Raw genomic sequence first — 18,272 nt, 5'->3', positions numbered from 1 at the left:
ACTTGCGCGGCGTGGCGCGATGCATCTATATTTGTACTTTGCGCTCCCGAGTACCCACGCCCTCATATTGCGGTCGGCAGGTCACCGGAACCCGGCATCAGATGGTGGATGCCGATGCCACACTCTAGCCCCCACCCCGAAGACCGCGTCGAAACGGTCCCTGCGGCGTGTGGAGGGCGGGTGTCGGCCCGCCCGGCGGGAGCCCACTCCACACATCCCACAGATTGAGACCCGCAAGGGTCTACGGAGGTTCCTTCCTTGGCTGCTGCGCCCAACGCAACCACCACCTCACCCAAGAACGGACGCGCCGCATCGCGTCTCTCGTTCGCCAAGATCAGCGACACCCTGACGGTTCCGGATCTGCTCGCACTGCAGACCGAGAGCTTCGACTGGCTCGTCGGCTCGGAGGCGTGGAAGACCCGCGTCGCCGAGGCGAAGGCCGCCGGCCGGGAGGACCTCCCCGCCAACTCCGGTCTGGACGAGATCTTCGAGGAGATCTCCCCGATCGAGGACCTCAGCGAGACGATGCAGCTGAGCTTCACGAACCCGTACCTCGAGCCCGAGAAGTACACGATCGAGGAGTGCAAGGAGCGCGGCAAGACCTACGCCGCTCCTCTGTACGTCGAGGCCGAGTTCATGAACCACCTCACGGGTGAGATCAAGACCCAGACGGTCTTCATGGGCGACTTCCCGCTCATGACCGAGAAGGGCACGTTCATCATCAACGGCACCGAGCGTGTCGTCGTGTCCCAGCTCGTCCGCTCGCCGGGCGTGTACTTCGAGCGCCAGCAGGAGAAGACGTCCGACAAGGACATCTACTCCGCCCGCGTCATCCCGAGCCGCGGTGCGTGGCTCGAGTTCGAGATCGACAAGCGCGACCAGGTCGGCGTGCGCATCGACCGCAAGCGCAAGCAGTCGGTCACCGTCTTCCTGAAGGCCCTCGGCCTCACCAGCGAGGAGATCCTCGAGCAGTTCGCCGGCTACGAGTCGATCGAGCTGACGCTCGAGAAGGACAACATCCTCACCAAGGAGGACGCTCTCCGCGACATCTACCGCAAGCTCCGTCCGGGCGAGCAGGTCGCCGCCGAGGCCGCCCGGGCGCTGCTGGACAACTTCTACTTCAACTCCAAGCGCTACGACCTCGCGAAGGTCGGCCGGTACAAGATCAACCGCAAGCTCGGCATCGACAAGGCGCTGTCCGACTCGGTCCTGACGGTCGAGGACATCATCGCGACCATCAAGTACCTGGTCGCGCTGCACGACGGCCGCACCACGCTGCCGGGTGTCCGCGAGGGCGCTCCGGTCGACCTGCGCCTGGACGTCGACGACATCGACCACTTCGGCAACCGCCGCATCCGCGCGGTCGGCGAGCTGATCCAGAACCAGGTCCGCACGGGCCTGTCCCGCATGGAGCGCGTCGTGCGCGAGCGCATGACCACGCAGGACATCGAGGCGATCACGCCGCAGACCCTGATCAACGTCCGCCCCGTCGTGGCCGCGATCAAGGAGTTCTTCGGAACGTCGCAGCTGTCGCAGTTCATGGACCAGAACAACCCGCTCGCGGGTCTGACCCACAAGCGCCGCCTGTCGGCGCTGGGCCCCGGCGGTCTCTCCCGTGAGCGCGCCGGCGTCGAGGTCCGCGACGTCCACCCGTCGCACTACGGCCGCATGTGCCCGATCGAGACCCCGGAAGGCCCGAACATCGGCCTGATCGGCTCGCTCGCGTCCTTCGCGCGCATCAACTCGTTCGGCTTCATCGAGACCCCGTACCGCAAGGTCGTCGCGGGTCGCGTCACCGAGCAGATCGACTACCTCACCGCGTCCGAGGAGGACGAGTACCTGGTCGCCCAGGCGAACGCCCCCCTCACCAAGGACTTCCACTTCGCCGAGGGCAAGGTCCTGGTCCGCCCCAAGGGCGGAGAGGTCGAGCTCGTCGACGCCGACCGCGTCGACTACATGGACGTCTCCCCGCGCCAGATGGTGTCGGTCGCGACCTCGCTGATCCCGTTCCTCGAGCACGACGACGCGAACCGCGCGCTCATGGGTGCGAACATGCAGCGCCAGGCCGTCCCGCTGCTGCGCAGCGAGTCGCCCGTCGTCGGAACCGGCATGGAGGGCTTCGCGGCCATCGACGCCGGCGACGTGATCACCGCCGACAAGGCGGGCGTGGTCCAGGAGGTCTCCGCCGACTCCGTCACCGTCCAGCTGGACGAGGGCGGAACGCAGACCTACTTCCTGCGCAAGTTCGACCGCTCCAACCAGGGCACCTCGTACAACAACCGCGTGGTCGTCTCGGCCGGCGAGCGCATCGAGGTCGGCGAGATCGTCGCCGACGGCCCCGCCACCGAGAACGGCGAGCTCGCGCTGGGCAAGAACCTGCTCGTCGCGTTCATGCCGTGGGAGGGTCACAACTTCGAGGACGCGATCATCCTCAGCCAGAACCTGGTGAAGGACGACGTCCTCTCCTCGATCCACATCGAGGAGTACGAGGTCGACGCCCGCGACACGAAGCTCGGCAAGGAGGAGATCACCCGCGACCTCCCCAACGTCAGCCCGGAGCTCCTGGCCGACCTGGACGAGCGCGGCATCATCCGCATCGGCGCCGAGGTCCGCCCCGGCGACATCCTCGTCGGCAAGGTCACGCCCAAGGGCGAGACCGAGCTCTCGGCCGAGGAGCGCCTGCTCCGCGCGATCTTCAACGAGAAGAGCCGCGAGGTCCGCGACACGTCGCTGAAGGTGCCCCACGGCGAGCAGGGCACGATCATCGGCGTCAAGGTGTTCGACGCGCAGGACGGCGACGACGAGCTCGGCTCGGGCGTCAACCAGCGCGTGGTCGTCTACATCGCCCAGAAGCGCAAGATCACCGAGGGCGACAAGCTCGCCGGCCGCCACGGCAACAAGGGCGTCATCTCGAAGATCCTGCCGGTCGAGGACATGCCGTTCCTCGCCGACGGCACCCCGGTCGACATCGTCCTCAACCCGCTCGGCGTCCCCGGCCGCATGAACTTCGGCCAGGTCCTCGAGATCCACCTCGGGTGGATCGCGAAGCAGGGCTGGAAGGTCGACGGCGAGCCCGAGTGGGCCGCGCGCCTGCCCGAGCACGCCCGCGAGGCGGCGCCCGGCACCAAGGTCGCGACCCCCGTGTTCGACGGCGCGGCGGAGGAGGAGCTCGCCGGGCTCCTCGACTCCACCACCCCGACGCGCGACGGTGAGCGCCTGATCGGCTCGTCCGGCAAGACGCAGCTGTTCGACGGACGCTCCGGGGAGCCCTTCCCGGACCCGGTCTCGGTCGGCTACATGTACATCCTGAAGCTGCACCACCTCGTCGACGACAAGATCCACGCGCGCTCGACGGGCCCGTACTCGATGATCACCCAGCAGCCGCTCGGTGGTAAGGCGCAGTTCGGTGGACAGCGCTTCGGCGAGATGGAGGTGTGGGCCCTCGAGGCCTACGGCGCCGCCTACGCGCTGCAGGAGCTCCTCACCATCAAGTCGGACGACATCCTCGGCCGCGTGAAGGTGTACGAGGCCATCGTCAAGGGTGAGAACATCCAGGAGCCGGGCATCCCCGAGTCCTTCAAGGTCCTCATCAAGGAGATGCAGTCGCTGTGCCTGAACGTCGAGGTCCTCTCGGCCGACGGCACCGCGGTCAGCCTGCGCGACACCGATGACGAGGTCTACCGCGCCGCGGAAGAGCTCGGCATCAACATCTCCTCCCGGTTCGAGTCGTCCTCCGTCGACGACATCTGATCCCGCGCCAGCATCTGACGACCTCCCGTCTCTGACGAGACACCTGTTTTCCGACAAGGAGAAAACATTGCTCGACGTAACAACTTTTGACGAGCTGCGCATCGGCCTCGCGACGGCCGATGACATCCGTCGCTGGTCGCACGGTGAAGTGAAGAAGCCCGAGACCATCAACTACCGCACCCTCAAGCCCGAGAAGGACGGCCTGTTCGGAGAGCAGATCTTCGGACCGTCCCGCGACTGGGAGTGCTCCTGCGGCAAGTACAAGCGAGTCCGCTTCAAGGGCATCGTCTGCGAGCGCTGCGGCGTCGAGGTCACCAAGTCCTCGGTCCGCCGCGAGCGGATGGGCCACATCGAGCTCGCCGCCCCCGTCACCCACATCTGGTACTTCAAGGGCGTCCCCTCGCGCCTCGGATACCTGCTGGACATGGCGCCGAAGGACCTCGAGAAGGTCATCTACTTCGCGGCGTACATGATCATCGACGTGGACGACGACGGCCGTCACGCCGACATGCCCGGCCTCGAGAACGAGCTCCGGCTCGAGATCAAGACCCTCTCCGACCAGCGCGACTCCCGCATCGCGGACCGCCTGGCCCGTCTCGAGACCGACCTCGCCGCCCTGGAGGCGGAGGGCGCCAAGAGCGACCAGAAGCGCCGCACCAAGGACGGCGCCGAGAAGGAGATGTCGCAGATCCGCAAGTCCTTCGACGAGGACATCGCGCGTCTCGAGAGCGTGTGGGAGCAGTTCCGCACCCTCAAGGTCGGCGACCTCAAGCCCGAGGACGCGGTCTTCAACGAGCTCGTCGACCGCTACGGCGTCTACTTCGAGGCCTACATGGGCGCCGAGGCGATCAAGAAGCGCCTCGAGCAGTTCGACCTCCAGGCCGAGGCCGAGACGCTGCACCTGCAGATCGCCGAGGGCAAGGGTCAGAAGAAGATCCGCGCCATCAAGCGACTGCGCGTCGTCAACTCGTTCCTCGCCACCGGCAACTCGCCGGCCGCGATGGTGCTCGACGTCGTCCCGGTGATCCCGCCGGAGCTGCGCCCGATGGTGCAGCTCGACGGAGGCCGGTTCGCGACGAGCGACCTGAACGACCTCTACCGCCGCGTGATCAACCGCAACAACCGGCTCCGCCGCCTGCTCGACCTCGGTGCCCCCGAGATCATCGTGAACAACGAGAAGCGCATGCTGCAGGAGGCCGTCGACGCCCTGTTCGACAACGGCCGCCGCGGTCGCCCCGTCACCGGAACCGGCAACCGCGCCCTGAAGTCCCTGAGCGACATGCTCAAGGGGAAGCAGGGTCGCTTCCGCCAGAACCTGCTGGGCAAGCGCGTCGACTACTCGGGCCGCTCGGTGATCATCGTCGGACCGCAGCTCAAGCTGCACCAGTGCGGTCTGCCCAAGCAGATGGCGCTGGAGCTGTTCAAGCCGTTCGTCATCAAGCGCCTGATCGACCTGTCGCACGCGCAGAACATCAAGGCCGCCAAGCGCATGGTGGAGCGTTCGCGCCCCCAGGTGTGGGACGTGCTCGAGGAGATCATCCGCGAGCGCCCCGTCCTGCTCAACCGCGCGCCCACGCTGCACCGACTCGGCATCCAGGCCTTCGAGCCCCAGCTGGTCGAGGGCAAGGCGATCCAGCTGCACCCGCTCGTCTGCGCCGCGTTCAACGCGGACTTCGACGGCGACCAGATGGCCGTCCACCTGCCGCTGTCCGTCGAGGCCCAGGCCGAGGCGCGCATCCTGATGCTCGCGTCGAACAACATCCTCAAGCCCTCCGACGGCCGTCCGGTCACCCTGCCCACGCAGGACATGATCATCGGCCTCCACCACCTGACGACCATCCGCGAGGGTGCCGCCGGTGAGGGACGCGCGTTCTCCTCGGTCTCCGAGGCGATCCTCGCGAAGGACCAGGGCTCGCTGCACCTGAACTCGAAGGTGAAGATCCGCATGTCGGACGTCTTCTTCGCGCAGGGCACGGCACCCGAGGGCGTCGAGCTCGACGAGAACGGCAAGGTCACCGCGCCGATCCTGCTCGACACGACGCTCGGCCGCGCGCTCTTCAACGAGGCGCTGCCGGTCGATTACCCCTACTTCGAGCAGGTCGCCGACAAGACGACCATCTCCGGGATCGTCAACGATCTCGCGGAGCGCTACCCGAAGGTGGAGGTCGCCGCCTCTCTCGACCGCATCAAGGACGCCGGCTTCTACTGGGCCACCCGGTCCGGTGTGACCGTCGCCCTGTCGGACATCCTCACGCCCCCCTCCAAGCCCGAGATCATCGCGGGCTACGAGAAGAAGGCCGCGAAGGTGGAGACCGAGTACGACAAGGGTCTGACCACCCAGGCGGAGCGTCGCCAGGAGCTCGTGAAGATCTGGACCGAGGCGACCGACGAGGTCGCGAAGGCCATGCGCGCGAACTTCCCGACCGACAACACCATCAACCGGATGGTCACGTCCGGTGCCCGTGGAAACTGGCTGCAGGTCCGCAACATCGCGGGCATGCGAGGCCTGGTGAACAACCCGAAGGGCGAGATCATCGCCCGACCGATCATCTCCTCGTACCGCGAGGGCCTGTCGGTCGCCGAGTACTTCATCGCCACGCACGGTGCCCGCAAGGGTCTGGCCGACACCGCGCTCCGCACCGCGGACTCGGGCTACCTGACGCGTCGACTCGTCGACGTCTCGCAGGACGTCATCATCCGCGAGGACGACTGCGGCACCACCAAGGGCCTCGAGCTGCCGATCATGCTCCAGGACGCCACCGGCGCCTGGTCGCAGGACTCCAACGTCGAGAACTCCGTCTACGCCCGCTCGCTCGCCACCCCGGCGACGAACGAGGCCGGCGAGGTCATCGCGGAGGCCGGCGAGGACGTCGGAGACGTCCTCATCGAGAAGCTGGTCGGAGCCGAGGTGCGCCACATCAAGGTGCGCTCGGTCCTGACCTGCGAGTCCGCCGTCGGCGTCTGCGCGGCCTGCTACGGCCGTTCGCTCGCCACCGGCAAGCTCGTCGACATCGGAGAGGCCGTCGGCATCATCGCGGCCCAGTCGATCGGCGAGCCCGGCACGCAGCTCACGATGCGCACCTTCCACACCGGTGGATCGGCCTCGGCCGACGACATCACGCAGGGTCTGCCCCGCGTGCAGGAGCTCTTCGAGGCGCGCACCCCCAAGGGCGCGTCGCCGATCGCGGAGGCCGCCGGTCGCATCACGATCGAGGACACCGACCGGGCCCGACGACTCATCCTCCAGCCGGACAACGGCGACGAGGCGGTCATCTACCCGGTGCTCAAGCGCTCGCAGCTCCTCGTCGAGGACGGCCAGTCGGTCGTGCTCGGTCAGCAGCTGCACGTCGGAACGGTCGACCCCAAGGAGGTCCTGCGCGTGCTGGGCGTCCGCGAGGTCCAGAAGCACCTGGTCGGCGGCGTCCAGGGCGTCTACCGCTCGCAGGGTGTGCCGATCCACGACAAGCACATCGAGGTCATCGTCCGTCAGATGCTCCGCAAGGTCACCGTGGTCGACCACGGCGACACGGATCTGCTTCCGGGCGAGCTCGTCGACCGCTCGCGCTACAGCGAGGTCAACCGTGCGGCTCTGACCGAGGGCAAGCGGACCGCGTCCGCCCGCCAGGAGGTCATGGGAATCACCAAGGCCTCGCTCGCGACGGAGTCGTGGCTGTCGGCCGCGTCCTTCCAGGAGACCACCCGCGTCCTGACGCAGGCGGCCATGGAGGGCAAGCGCGACCCGCTGCTGGGCCTGAAGGAGAACGTGATCATCGGAAAGCTGATCCCGGCCGGTACCGGTCTCCCGAAGTACCGCAACGTGTCCGTCGAGGCGACCGAGGAGGCGAAGGCCGAGCGGTACCCCAACCGCATCTTCGCCGACGACGCCGCGTTCAGCGACGCCGACCTGTCGTTCGTCGACTTCGACTCGTTCTCGAGTGACGGATACGAGCCCGGCAACTACAGCTGAGCTCCGACCGAGTGATCGAAGGCCCCGCCGGGTTCCCGGCGGGGCCTTCGTCGTTCCCGGAGCGTCCCGCCACGCCGGTTGCCCACCGCAAGGGGGGTGAATGGGAGTCGCCCGGGAACCGCACGGTGCCTGCGTCGGTGATTGACTCGAGGGACGTTCGACGGGGTACCGCCCCGCGCCCGTCCGGTCGGGGTCGCAGCGGTGAGGATACGCGCGGATGAGAGTCGTGGTCGTCGCGCTGGCCGCCCTTCTCGTGGCGGTCGGTGCCGTCGTGCTGCCCGCAGCGCCCGCCGTCGCAGCGCCGTCCGTCCCGGCCTCGTGCGGAGTCGCGCAGCTCGCTCCCGTGCTGCAGGACGACGAGGTCGACGCGACTCCCTCCGCCGAGAACGTGCCGATCGTCGTCGTGCACGGCTGGCTCGGCACCTCGACGCACGACGAGGCCCGCACAGGCGCCTTCTCGCACCTCGTCGACCTGGTCGCCGGCGCCGACACGGACCCTCCGGGCGCCGACACGGACCCTCCGGGCGCTGAGGCGGATCAGCCGGGAGTCGTCGCCGAGCGCTCCGTCATCGGCACGCTGCAGGACATCGAGGGCTCCCTCGTCTACACGTTCGACTACCGCGACCTCTCGGCGCGCTGGGTGACGGATCCGGGCATCAGCGACGCACTCGCCTCCTCCCTCGCCTGCCTGGTCTCCGCGACCGGCAACAGGGCGATCGTGGTGGCGCACTCGATGGGAGGCCTCGCCGCTCGCCAGGCGCTCAGCCAGGAGGTCGACGGGGTGAGCGTCGAGTCGATGGTCTCGGACGTCATCACCTTCGGCACGCCGAACACGGGCTCCGACCTCGCCGCCCGCCTGGGCGAGATGATCGAGTCGACCGGGTCGGTCAGCCCCGCGGTCGTCGCCGGGCTCGAGCCGCAGTCCCGGCTCGGGGTCTCGGCCCTCCTCGCGTCCTGCGGCGAGGCGGCGTCCGAGGACGCGGCGCGGGCGGGGGAGTGCACGGGGATGCCGATGATCGACGCCCTCTCCTCCCAGGCCGGCATCGCGATGCGCACGGGCTCGTCGGAGCTGAGCCGGCTCCCGCCCTGGCCGGCGGGGGTGCACGTCGTGGCTCTCGCGGGGGACATCCGCGTGACGCTGGTGTCCGTCCTCGGGGCGCGCACCCGCGACCTCGATCTGGGCGACGTCATCGTCGGCGCGCGATCGGCCGAGGCGGGCGTGGACGAGTACGCGGTCTCGACGTGCCGCTACACGCTGATGTCGCTGCCGGACGTCCCGTCCGTCCTCGCGGAGCTCAACCCGCTCGCGCGAGTGGGGGACGCGATGCGTCTCGCCTCCGTCGTGACGAGGATCGCCGCGAGCCCCTGCCACCACGCATGGCTGATGCGCAACGCGGCGCTGGCCGAGCGGGCCGGAGCGGAGGCGGCCGACGCGGTGGCCGCCTCCCTCGCGCACTCCCGCGGCGAGGCGCCGACGCCCCCGCTCGTGTCCGACCTCCCGCTGTCCGAGGAGCCGCGTCGCCGTCCGGTCCGCTGACGACGTCCTCAGACCCGCCCCCCGGTACGACGCGACATGATGTCCCGATGTTTTGACTCCGCGTCCGGACTGCGCTTACCGTGGGCGAGGCCGATGGGGCGGCCACCAGGGGGACAGGCAGCGCGGCCCGCTCGGCTCACGGGCCGGCAGCGGGCCGCGCCCGTCCCGACGACGGTGGGACACGCGCTACGCTCCCAGCACCGGGGGCCGACGACGGCGCCTCCGCCTTCCCGCCGGAGGCCGCATGAGCCAGACCCCCGTCCCGCCCGCGACACCCGCGCGCGCACCCCGACTGACGCGTGAGCAGGTGCGCTCCCGCCTCCTGGACGCCGGACTCGACGTCGTGCGCAGCGACGGCCTGAGGGTGGGCGTCTCCCACCTCCCGCTGGAGGACCTCATCCGCACGGCCGGGGTCCCGCGGAGCACGGTCTACCGGATCTGGCCGAGCCGCCAGGACTTCTTCGACGAACTGCTCGCCAGGATCCCCGACCGGCTCCTCTCGACCCGCCTCGACGAGCCGGCGCTGCAGGTCGGCGCGACCTACCTGCAGCGGAACACGGATGCCGAGGCCCCGGCCGACGAGCGGCGCGCGACCCTCGTCGCCTCCGTGGCCGTCGCCATCGAGGCCAACTACGAGAACACCTTCGCGTCGCAGCACTGGCGCAACTTCGTCTCGCTGGCCGGCACCGTCGAGTCGCACGACGAGCCCGTCCGGGGAGTGGTCCACGACGCCCTCCGCAAGCGCCAGCAGCACTTCATCGAGAACATGGCCAAGTACTACCGCTACACCCTGACCGAGGCGGGGCTGCGGCTGCGCCCGGGCTTCGGCGGCGAGTACACGGCGCTCGCGTCCGCGATCTCGGCGTACATCGAAGGACTCTGCGTCGCGAGGATCGCGGCGCCGGAGCTGGTCACCGGACCGCTCCTCCCCGAGCGGCCCGAGTCGCCGAGCCTCGTCGTCGCCGGAGTGATGATGCTGATCGACGGGTTCTGCGAGCCGATCCCGGAGGGCTAGGGCGTGTCGACCAGGACGAGCGGAGCACGCGGGATCGTGGTCGACGCGCCCTAGTCCTCGGTGGGGGGCTCGAGCATGCCCTCGACGATCGAGCGGATGGTCCACGCGGCCAGATTCCACTCCACCGGCTCGCCGTCCAGGCCCGGAGCGGTGATCGTCGCGTCGAGCTCCTCGTCGATCAGCCGGCTGCGGTGCGCCAGCCCGTCGATCACGATCGCGGTGAGGTGGGCGAGCTGCAGCGTCGTGAATCCGGGGCGCATGCTCCCGTGGAACACGTCGAGCATCTCCTGGTAGAAGGTCTGCATCCGGTGCGTGAGCATCGTCTCGATGCGCTTCGCGGTGGCGCGGACCGCCTCGCGGGCCGGTCCCTCCTCCATCGAGAACGTGCAGGCGAGCAGGGCGTTGTAGGAGGACCAGTCGACGGAGCGGCGCAGGTTCGCCATGTTGGCGTTCGCCCCGATCCGGATCATCTCCCACGCGACCGCCCGGCGGCCGCGTGACGTGGACAGGCGGTCGCCGTGCCGCTCGTAGACCTCCCGCATGAGCTCCTGCGCCTCGGGGTCGGTACCCCCGGCGTAGCGGTCGCGCACGAAGACCTCGCCGATCAGATCGGCGACGAACTCCTCGCGGGTGCTCCAGATGCGGTAGACGGAGCTGCGCGGGACCTCCGCGAGCCGGATGTACTCCTCCATCGGGAGGTGCGCGAAGCCGACCGTCAGGCCGTTCTCCGCGATCACCCCGCGGGCGGCGTGCAGCATCCGCTCCCGCACCTCCTCGGCCGGGAGCCTCTTGGCGCGGGGGGTCGAGGTGTCGAGGCGGTCCATCCGGCAGACACTAGCCCGCGCAGGGCGTCCCGCGCACTGGGGACACCCCGAGAGGCGCCGAGGTCGCGGGAAGCCCGGGAGCCGGTCCCGGTGGAGACAGTGTGTCCCAAGATCTGGTCCACGGGCTCCGAGGGCGCTACGGTGCCCCCGGGGCGGCTCCCGACCGCGCCCACGAGGAGTCCCTGTGCCCGAGACCGAGCCTCTCGCCCTGACCGTCGTCGACGGTCTCGCGATCGACCGCGCCGCCCTGCTCGCCCTCCTGGGTGCGGCCCTTCCGCAGTTCGACGTGCAGGACGCGTCGAGCCGTGCCGACACCGGCACCGTCGCCGTGGTCGACCTCGACGGCGTCGCCACCGGCGACCTCGTCCGCACCCTGGCGGGTCTCGTCGGCCGGTACCGCGGAGTCGTGGCCCTCTCGACGATGCTCGGGCTCGAGACCGTGCGCGCCGTGCTCCGCTTCGAGCGCTCGGCGTTCGTCTGGAAGGGCGACGACCCCGGTGACCTCGCCGCGGCCGTGGTGTCGGTCTCATCCGGCCGCACCTGGATCTCCGAGGCGGCCCGCGGCCGCTTCCTGATGACCGAGGAGGACCGCCGCCCGGTCCTCAGCCCGCAGGAGAGCCGCGTCATGCGCTCCTACGGGGCCGGCACCGCGGTCAAGACGGTCGCGGTGGAGATGCGGATCGCCGAGCACACCGTCCGCACCTACATCAAGCGGATCAGGGTGAAGTACCTCGACGCGGGCATCGCGCTCGAGTCACGGGTCGACTTCTACCGCAACCTCGACGGGCACGACGTGGCGCTGCGCAGCGGCGGCGACCGGATGAGGACCCGCGGCCAGCAGCTGGACGGCGACCTCAGCGGCGACGGCGCCGCGTGAGGCGAGCAGGATCGCATTGCCGGACGATCGCCCGCGGGCGAACGACTCCGCTCCGATCGCCTCGGTGACCGGCAGCAGCGGCTCCACCGCCGCGCGGATCCGGTCGAGGCGGCGATGGTCGGCGTCGTCGGCGACGTTCACGGCCAGCAGGCCCTCGCCGACGCGGTCGGCGATCCGGGCCAGCGCCACCGCGCCGAAGAACGCCTCCGGGATCTCGTCGCCGTCATAGGCGTCCAGGACGACCAGGTCGACGGTGCCGCGGGGGAGGGAGGCTGAGGCGTCGGCCGTGACGACGCGCAGGCGGGTGCCCGGCGGGAGCGGAGCGTGCTCGACGACGAAGTCGACCAGTCCCTCCTCGACGTCGACGACGGTCTGGTCGGATCCCGGCCGCGTCCACTGCGTGTAGCGCGCGAGCGAGAGGGCGCCCGCGCCCAGGTGCAGCACGCGCACGGCCCGACGGGGCGGTGCGAGGGCGTCCACGACCGCTCCGAGCCGAGCGGTGTACTCGAGGTCGAGGGCACCCGGGTCGGACGGGTCGATCAGCGACTGCTCGACGCCGTCGATCGTCAGCACGAGCGAGCCCGTCCTGACCGCGTCCGGCTCGAGCGCGACCGTGCGACCGCCGGGCAGTCGAACGGAGGGAGGCATCCCGCCACGCTACGGCCTCTCGCGGCACCCGGGTGCCGCGGCTACGGTGGCAGGCATGGCCGCGCTCATCCTCCTCGACGTCGACGGCGTCCTGAATCCGTCCGTCGTGAGCGATCGGGCTGCGGGCGGCCACCGGCTGGTGCTCGACGCCGACCGCGCCGCGCTGGTCGCCCGCCTCGCCGCCGTCGGCACGATCGTCTGGGCGACCACCTGGCCGCCCGAGCTCACCTCGGTACTCGCCCGCGATCTGGGCCTGCCCGAGGGGACGGAGGCGATCGTGTTCCGCGGGGGCCTTCCGCGCGACGCGCGCTTCCCGGGCGGCACGGGCAAGCTGCAGCCCGTCGCGCTGTGGCTCGAGCGGGCGCGTGCCACCGGGCCGTTCGACGCCGTGGTCTGGATCGACGACAACCTCCGCGAGGACGCCTATGCCTGGGCGCGCGAGCAGGACACCCCGCTCCACCTCGTCCGTCCGGAGTCGGCCGAGGGCCTCACCGCCGACGAGGTGTCGGGAGCGGAGGAGTTCCTCGCCGCGCTCGCGCCGTCATCCGGGGACATCGGGGAATAGGCCGCCCCCTCCCGGTGGTTATGGTCACTCCGGGCGGCCGCGGATCCGGTCCGCGCCGTCCCGCTCCCGGAGCCCCCGCTCGGGAACCCGCGCCGACCACCGGCGCGACCACATCGTGAAGCACCGAAGGACACCCACCGTGACGCACCTCCCCGCCCGCACCCCTCTGCGCGTCCTGCTCGGCACCGCCGCAGCCGCCACCGCCCTCGTCCTCGCCGGCTGCGCGCCGGCCTCCACCGAGGACGCCGTCTCCGGCTCCACCGACGAGGGGACCACCGCGGCGAACTCGGGCCTCACCCTCGCCGAGGTGCAGGACGCGGGCGTGCTGACCATCGGCACCGAGGGCACCTACCAGCCGTTCTCGTTCCACGCCGACGGCGGCACGGGCGAGCTCACGGGCTACGACGTCGAGATCATCACGGCCGTGGCCGAGAAGCTGGGCGTCGAGCCCGAGTTCGAGGAGACGCAGTGGGACGCGATGTTCGCGGGCCTGGACGGGGGCCGCTTCGACGTCATCGCGAACCAGGTCTCGATCAACGACGAGCGCAGCGCCCGCTACGACTTCTCCGAGCCCTACGCCGTGAGCCCCGGAGTGGTGGTCGTCCCGACCGCCGACACCGAGATCACCTCGCTCGACTCGCTCGCGGGCAAGACGACCGCGCAGTCCCTCTCGAGCAACTGGTACGAGCTGGCGCAGGACGCCGGCGCGCAGGTCGAGGGCGTCGAGGGCTGGGCGCAGGCCGTCGCCCTCGTCGAGCAGGGTCGCGTCGACGCGACCATCAACGACCGCCTCACCTGGCTCGACTGGTCGACGAACTTCCCGGACCAGGCCGCGGGCCTCAAGGTCGCGGTGACCACCGACGACAGCTCCGAGAGCGCCTTCACCTTCCCGAAGGGCTCGGACGACCTCGTCGCCGCGGTCGACGACGCGCTCGACGAGCTCCGCGCCGACGGCACGCTGACCGAGATCTCCGAGCGCTACTTCGGAGCCGACGTCTCCGAGTAGGACCGCACAGGAGGGGGTCGGCCGCTCGCGCCGGCTCCCTCCCGTCGTCCACGGCGCCTCCCACGCGGGTCGGCTCCGTGGCAACCTCCCGCGTCCGTCCCGGATGCGTGACAGCATCCCAGGGGAGCGACGCGCACCGTCCGGCCGCCCGCACCGCCCATCGCCCCGGCGAGAGGAGACCACATGGACCTCGACCTCGTCCTGCGGTCGTTCTGGCCGATCCTGTCCGGCGGCCTCGTGGGCACGATCCCGCTCGCTCTCGCCAGCTTCGTGCTCGGACTGGTCCTCGCTCTGGCCGTCGCGCTGATGAGGCTCTCGAAGGTCCGGATCCTCGCGTGGATCGCCCGCGTCTACATCTCCGTGATCCGCGGCACCCCGCTCCTGGTGCAGCTCTTCGTCATCTTCTACGGCCTGCCCAGCCTGGGCGTGCGGATCGACCCGTGGCCCAGCGCCATCATCGCGTTCGCCCTGAACGTCGGCGGCTACGCGGCCGAGGTCATCCGGGCCGCGATCCTCAGCGTGCCCAAGGGGCAGTGGGAGGCGGCGCACACGATCGGCATGGGCCGGGGACTGGCCCTGCGGCGGATCATCCTCCCGCAGGCCGCTCGCGTGTCGGTGCCGCCGCTCTCGAACACGTTCATCTCGCTGGTGAAGGACACCTCGCTCGCCTCGCTGATCCTAGTGACCGAGCTCTTCCGCCAGGCGCAGAAGATCGCCACGGCGTCGAGCGAGTTCATGCTTCTCTACCTCGAGGCGGCCCTGATCTACTGGCTCATCTGCCTCGTGCTCTCGAGCGGGCAGAGCATCCTCGAGAAGCGATTGGACCGCTATGTCGCCCGTTGACGCCCCGCAGGACGCGCGCCCCGTGCTCTCCGTCCGGGGCCTGCGCAAGTCGTTCGGCTCCGTCGAGGTCCTCCGCGGCATCGACCTCGACATCCGCCGCGGCGAGGTCATCGCCCTGATCGGCCCGTCCGGCTCGGGCAAGACCACCGTGCTGCGCTCGCTCAACAGCCTCGAGGTGCCCGACGCGGGTGTGGTCGTGCTCTCGGACGGCACCTCGCTCGACTTCGCCGCGGGCGTCGGCCGACGCCCGCTCACGGCGCTCCGCGACCGCTCGGCCATGGTCTTCCAGCACTTCAACCTGTTCCCGCACCTCAGCGTGCTCGAGAACGTGACGGAGGGACCGCTGCGGGTGCAGCGCCGCCCGGCGTCCGAGGTGGTCCCCGAGGCCGAGGCGCTGCTCGAGCGGGTGGGCCTGGGCGGCCGCGGCGGCGCCTACCCCTTCGAGCTCTCGGGCGGGCAGCAGCAGCGCGTCGGGATCGTGCGCGCGCTCGCGCTGCGTCCGGAGCTCCTGCTCTTCGACGAGCCGACCTCGGCACTCGATCCCGAGCTGGTCGGCGACGTGCTGTCGCTGATGCGCGAGCTCGCGGCCGAGGGCTGGACCATGCTCGTCGTCACGCACGAGCTGGAGTTCGCGCGGAGGGTCGCCTCCGAGGTGGTCTTCATGGCCGACGGAGTGGTCGTCGAGCGGGGCGCGCCCGCCGGGATCCTCCGCGAGCCGCGGGAGCCGCGGACCCGGCAGTTCCTCCACCGCCTGCTGAACCCGCTGGAGTGAGGCTGTCGTGCCACCCTTCTGCGGGTGGCCGCGCGCCTGACCGCTCCCGCGCGGGCGTGTGCCTATCCTGACCGGGTGACCTGGAGAAGCGACGCCGAGACCGAGCGCATGCCGTCCGCGCCCGAGGGGTCCGGCACTGCGACCGGGCCGCAGAAGACCCGCGAGTACGTGTGGCCCGAGCCGCTGACCGGCGGGGCGCCCGCCACGGCGCCCGCGGCCGCCGGGCCCGCCGAGCGCTCGCCGCTGGGGCCGGTGGAGCCCGAGCCCGCGCCGCCGCGCCGGAAGGGGAACCGGATCGCCGGCCTCGCCGTCGCCCTGCTGGCCACCGCCGTCTTCGCGGCCCTGCTGCTGGCGTGCCTCACGGCGATCCGCCTCGTCGTGGACGCCGCGCAGGGGGACCCGCTCTCCGTCGCCCTCGCGCAGGGTCCCACCGCCGCGTTCCTGGCGCCCGTCGCCGCGTTCCTGATCGGTCTCGCCCTCCTCGTCCTCGCCGTGAACCGCGCCGGATGGTGGGCGTACGTCCTCGGCGGCTTCTTCATCGCCTTGCTCGCCGGAGCGGCGGCGCTCGCCGGCGCCTGGTACGACATCGGGGGAGCCGTTCCGCCCGCCGACCGCACCGAGCTCGTGGAGTTCCTGAGCGACCCGGCCGTCCTCCTCCAAGGCGCCGCGGCTGCGGTGCTCGGCCGCGAGGTGAGCGTCTGGGGCGGCGCCCTCATCGCCGCCCGCGCTCGCGGCGTGAAGCGCCGCAACGCCCAGCGGGAAGCCGCCTCGCAGTCGTGACCTCGCCGGGGGAGCAGGGCAGGGGAGCGGGACTGGGCTACGGCATCGCCCTGGCCGCGTTCGCCGCGTTCCTCTACCTCGCCCTGGTCGTCTGCGCGTTCGGGGTGCTGAGCCTCCTGCTCGACCAGGACGTCGTGCCCGAGCGCGACGCCGGCCCGCTCCTGGGCCCGGTGGCGGTCGGCGCGTGCGTCGTGGCGGTCCTGCTCTCGATGATCACCCTCGCCGCGCGCCCGTCGGTCACCCGCGTGCTCGGGCCGTCGCTGCTCGCCGGAGTCGTCGTCTACCTCCTCTTCCTGCTCGTCGGCGGCGCGATCTACGGTCTCGGACTCCAGCAGCCGGCCGAGATCCTGGGCTACGCGCTCGACCACGCCGGCACGGCCTTCGCGATCGCGACCGGGGTGCTGGCGGCGGCCGTCCACCTCGTCTTCCTGCTGCTCCTGGCACGTCGGGACGCCGGCGGAGGCACGCCCCACTGGGGCTGGGAGGGGGACGAGCGGGAGTAGCCCGCCCGCCGCCCTGCTCGCTGACGGCGGACGCCGTCCGGTTGACCGGCCCCGTCACTCCCCGTAATATTCTTTGGGTGTGCGCTTTGCCGTGCGCTCGTGTCGTGCCTCCGGGTCGATCGGGTGCCGCGCTTCGCTCCACCGGGTCCGCAAGGGTCCGCGGGTTCGTCCGATCGGACGGCCCCCACGGCATACCCGTCCTCCTCCCCTCTGCGCCGCTCGCCGGTGCAGGCGGGTGCGTCGGGTCCAGATGAACTCGGCCGCGTCCGGCGACGGACAGGCCGAATGTCGACCATCGATCCGCTGTCACCGTGCAGCATTCAAGGAGCAAATCAGTGCCAACGATTCAGCAGTTGGTCCGAAAGGGACGCTCGCCCAAGGTCACCAAGACCAAGGCGCCCGCCCTGAAGGCCAACCCCCAGCAGCGCGGCGTCTGCACGCGCGTCTACACGACCACGCCCAAGAAGCCGAACTCGGCCCTCCGCAAGGTGGCCCGCGTGAAGCTCTCCAACGGCACCGAGGTCACCGCCTACATCCCCGGCGAGGGCCACAACCTGCAGGAGCACTCGATGGTGCTCGTGCGCGGCGGTCGTGTGAAGGACCTCCCCGGTGTCCGCTACAAGATCGTTCGCGGCGCCCTGGACACCCAGGCCGTCAAGAACCGCAAGCAGGCTCGCAGCCGGTACGGCGCGAAGATGGAGAAGAAGTAATGCCTCGTAAGGGCCCCGCTCCCAAGCGCCCCGTCGTCGCAGACCCCGTCTACGGCGCACCGGTCGTCAGCCAGCTCGTGAACAAGATCCTCCTGGACGGCAAGAAGGGACTCGCCGAGCGCATCGTCTACGGTGCCCTCGAGGGAGTCTCCGCCAAGAACGGCCAGGACGCCGTCGTCACGCTCAAGAAGGCGCTCGACAACGTCCGTCCGACCCTCGAGGTCCGCAGCCGCCGCGTCGGCGGCTCGACCTACCAGGTCCCGGTCGAGGTCAAGCCCCACCGCGCCAACACCCTCGCGCTCCGCTGGCTCACCAGCTACGCGAAGGCCCGTCGCGAGAAGACGATGACCGAGCGTCTCATGAACGAGATCCTCGACGCGTCGAACGGTCTCGGCGCCGCTGTGAAGCGTCGCGAGGACACCCACAAGATGGCCGAGTCGAACAAGGCCTTCGCGCACTACCGCTGGTAGCGCGT

At 70.5% G+C, this 18,272-nt stretch carries 14 protein-coding genes; 13 read left to right on the top strand and 1 reads right to left on the bottom strand.

Going from position 1 to position 18,272, the window contains the following annotated elements:
• Positions 1-258 precede the first annotated feature (258 nt).
• The 4 genes from rpoB to LRG51_RS07205 all read left to right on the top strand — a co-directional run bounded on the left by rpoB (position 259) and on the right by LRG51_RS07205 (position 10,269).
• Entirely contained in the window at positions 259-3,750 is a 3,492-nt protein-coding gene (rpoB, locus tag LRG51_RS07220; protein WP_055786995.1) for a DNA-directed RNA polymerase subunit beta, read from the top strand.
• 67 nt (positions 3,751-3,817) lie between these two features.
• Positions 3,818-7,717: a DNA-directed RNA polymerase subunit beta' gene (locus LRG51_RS07215; protein ID WP_107574600.1), complete on the top strand. Its 3,900-nt coding sequence runs from the start codon at positions 3,818-3,820 to the stop codon at positions 7,715-7,717.
• A gap of 217 nt (positions 7,718-7,934) precedes the next feature.
• Complete coding sequence (locus tag LRG51_RS07210) at positions 7,935-9,254, top strand: esterase/lipase family protein (RefSeq protein WP_230671888.1); 1,320 nt, start codon at positions 7,935-7,937, stop codon at positions 9,252-9,254.
• 244 nt (positions 9,255-9,498) lie between these two features.
• On the top strand, positions 9,499-10,269 hold the full coding sequence (locus LRG51_RS07205) for a TetR/AcrR family transcriptional regulator (RefSeq protein ID WP_230671886.1): 771 nt from the start codon (positions 9,499-9,501) through the stop codon (positions 10,267-10,269).
• A gap of 50 nt (positions 10,270-10,319) precedes the next feature.
• Here LRG51_RS07205 and LRG51_RS07200 read toward each other — a convergent pair whose 3' ends face one another.
• Positions 10,320-11,093: a hypothetical protein gene (locus tag LRG51_RS07200; RefSeq protein WP_055787010.1), complete on the bottom strand. Its 774-nt coding sequence runs from the start codon at positions 11,091-11,093 to the stop codon at positions 10,320-10,322.
• A 184-nt stretch (positions 11,094-11,277) separates the two neighbouring features.
• Between LRG51_RS07200 and LRG51_RS07195 the strand changes: the two genes are divergently transcribed.
• From LRG51_RS07195 to rpsG, 9 genes are all read left to right on the top strand, one after another.
• Complete coding sequence (locus LRG51_RS07195) at positions 11,278-11,970, top strand: LuxR C-terminal-related transcriptional regulator (RefSeq protein WP_230671884.1); 693 nt, start codon at positions 11,278-11,280, stop codon at positions 11,968-11,970.
• A gap of 703 nt (positions 11,971-12,673) precedes the next feature.
• On the top strand, positions 12,674-13,183 hold the full coding sequence (locus LRG51_RS07190) for an HAD domain-containing protein (protein ID WP_230671882.1): 510 nt from the start codon (positions 12,674-12,676) through the stop codon (positions 13,181-13,183).
• Positions 13,184-13,322: 139 nt separating this feature from the next.
• Positions 13,323-14,189, top strand: coding sequence for an amino acid ABC transporter substrate-binding protein (locus LRG51_RS07185; RefSeq protein WP_230671880.1), 867 nt, complete (start codon positions 13,323-13,325; stop codon positions 14,187-14,189).
• 183 nt (positions 14,190-14,372) lie between these two features.
• Positions 14,373-15,032 carry an amino acid ABC transporter permease gene (locus tag LRG51_RS07180; protein ID WP_055787023.1) on the top strand — a complete coding sequence of 220 codons (660 nt, stop codon included), beginning with the start codon at positions 14,373-14,375 and terminating at the stop codon, positions 15,030-15,032.
• Positions 15,019-15,804, top strand: a complete 786-nt coding sequence (locus LRG51_RS07175) for an amino acid ABC transporter ATP-binding protein (protein WP_055787027.1) — start codon at positions 15,019-15,021, stop codon at positions 15,802-15,804. The genes LRG51_RS07180 and LRG51_RS07175 overlap by 14 nt, the downstream gene beginning before the upstream one ends.
• A 75-nt stretch (positions 15,805-15,879) precedes the next feature.
• Positions 15,880-16,584, top strand: a complete 705-nt coding sequence (locus tag LRG51_RS07170; RefSeq protein WP_157603050.1) for a hypothetical protein — start codon at positions 15,880-15,882, stop codon at positions 16,582-16,584.
• Positions 16,581-17,087, top strand: a complete 507-nt coding sequence (locus LRG51_RS07165; protein WP_055787034.1) for a DUF6121 family protein — start codon at positions 16,581-16,583, stop codon at positions 17,085-17,087. The genes LRG51_RS07170 and LRG51_RS07165 overlap by 4 nt, the downstream gene beginning before the upstream one ends.
• Before the next feature lie 335 nt (positions 17,088-17,422).
• Entirely contained in the window at positions 17,423-17,797 is a 375-nt protein-coding gene (gene rpsL / locus LRG51_RS07160) for a 30S ribosomal protein S12 (protein ID WP_055787040.1), read from the top strand.
• Entirely contained in the window at positions 17,797-18,267 is a 471-nt protein-coding gene (rpsG, locus tag LRG51_RS07155) for a 30S ribosomal protein S7 (RefSeq protein WP_055787043.1), read from the top strand. The genes rpsL and rpsG overlap by 1 nt, the downstream gene beginning before the upstream one ends.
• The last annotated feature ends 5 nt before the right edge of the window (positions 18,268-18,272 follow it).

Origin of the sequence: Rathayibacter sp. Leaf248 (assembly GCF_920939495.1) — a bacterium.
Lineage (GTDB): Bacteria > Actinomycetota > Actinomycetes > Actinomycetales > Microbacteriaceae > Rathayibacter > Rathayibacter caricis.
This window is presented reverse-complemented; position numbering and strand designations above follow the sequence as displayed.

Coding starts and splice junctions, on each gene's coding strand:
- LRG51_RS07210 (WP_230671888.1), top strand. CDS start 7,935: ATGAGAGTCGTGGTCGTCGCGCTGGCCGCCCTTCTCGTGGCGGTCGGT.
- LRG51_RS07205 (WP_230671886.1), top strand. CDS start 9,499: ATGAGCCAGACCCCCGTCCCGCCCGCGACACCCGCGCGCGCACCCCGA.
- LRG51_RS07200 (WP_055787010.1), bottom strand. CDS start 11,093: ATGGACCGCCTCGACACCTCGACCCCCCGCGCCAAGAGGCTCCCGGCC.
- LRG51_RS07190 (WP_230671882.1), top strand. CDS start 12,674: ATGGCCGCGCTCATCCTCCTCGACGTCGACGGCGTCCTGAATCCGTCC.
- LRG51_RS07180 (WP_055787023.1), top strand. CDS start 14,373: ATGGACCTCGACCTCGTCCTGCGGTCGTTCTGGCCGATCCTGTCCGGC.
- LRG51_RS07175 (WP_055787027.1), top strand. CDS start 15,019: ATGTCGCCCGTTGACGCCCCGCAGGACGCGCGCCCCGTGCTCTCCGTC.
- rpsG (WP_055787043.1), top strand. CDS start 17,797: ATGCCTCGTAAGGGCCCCGCTCCCAAGCGCCCCGTCGTCGCAGACCCC.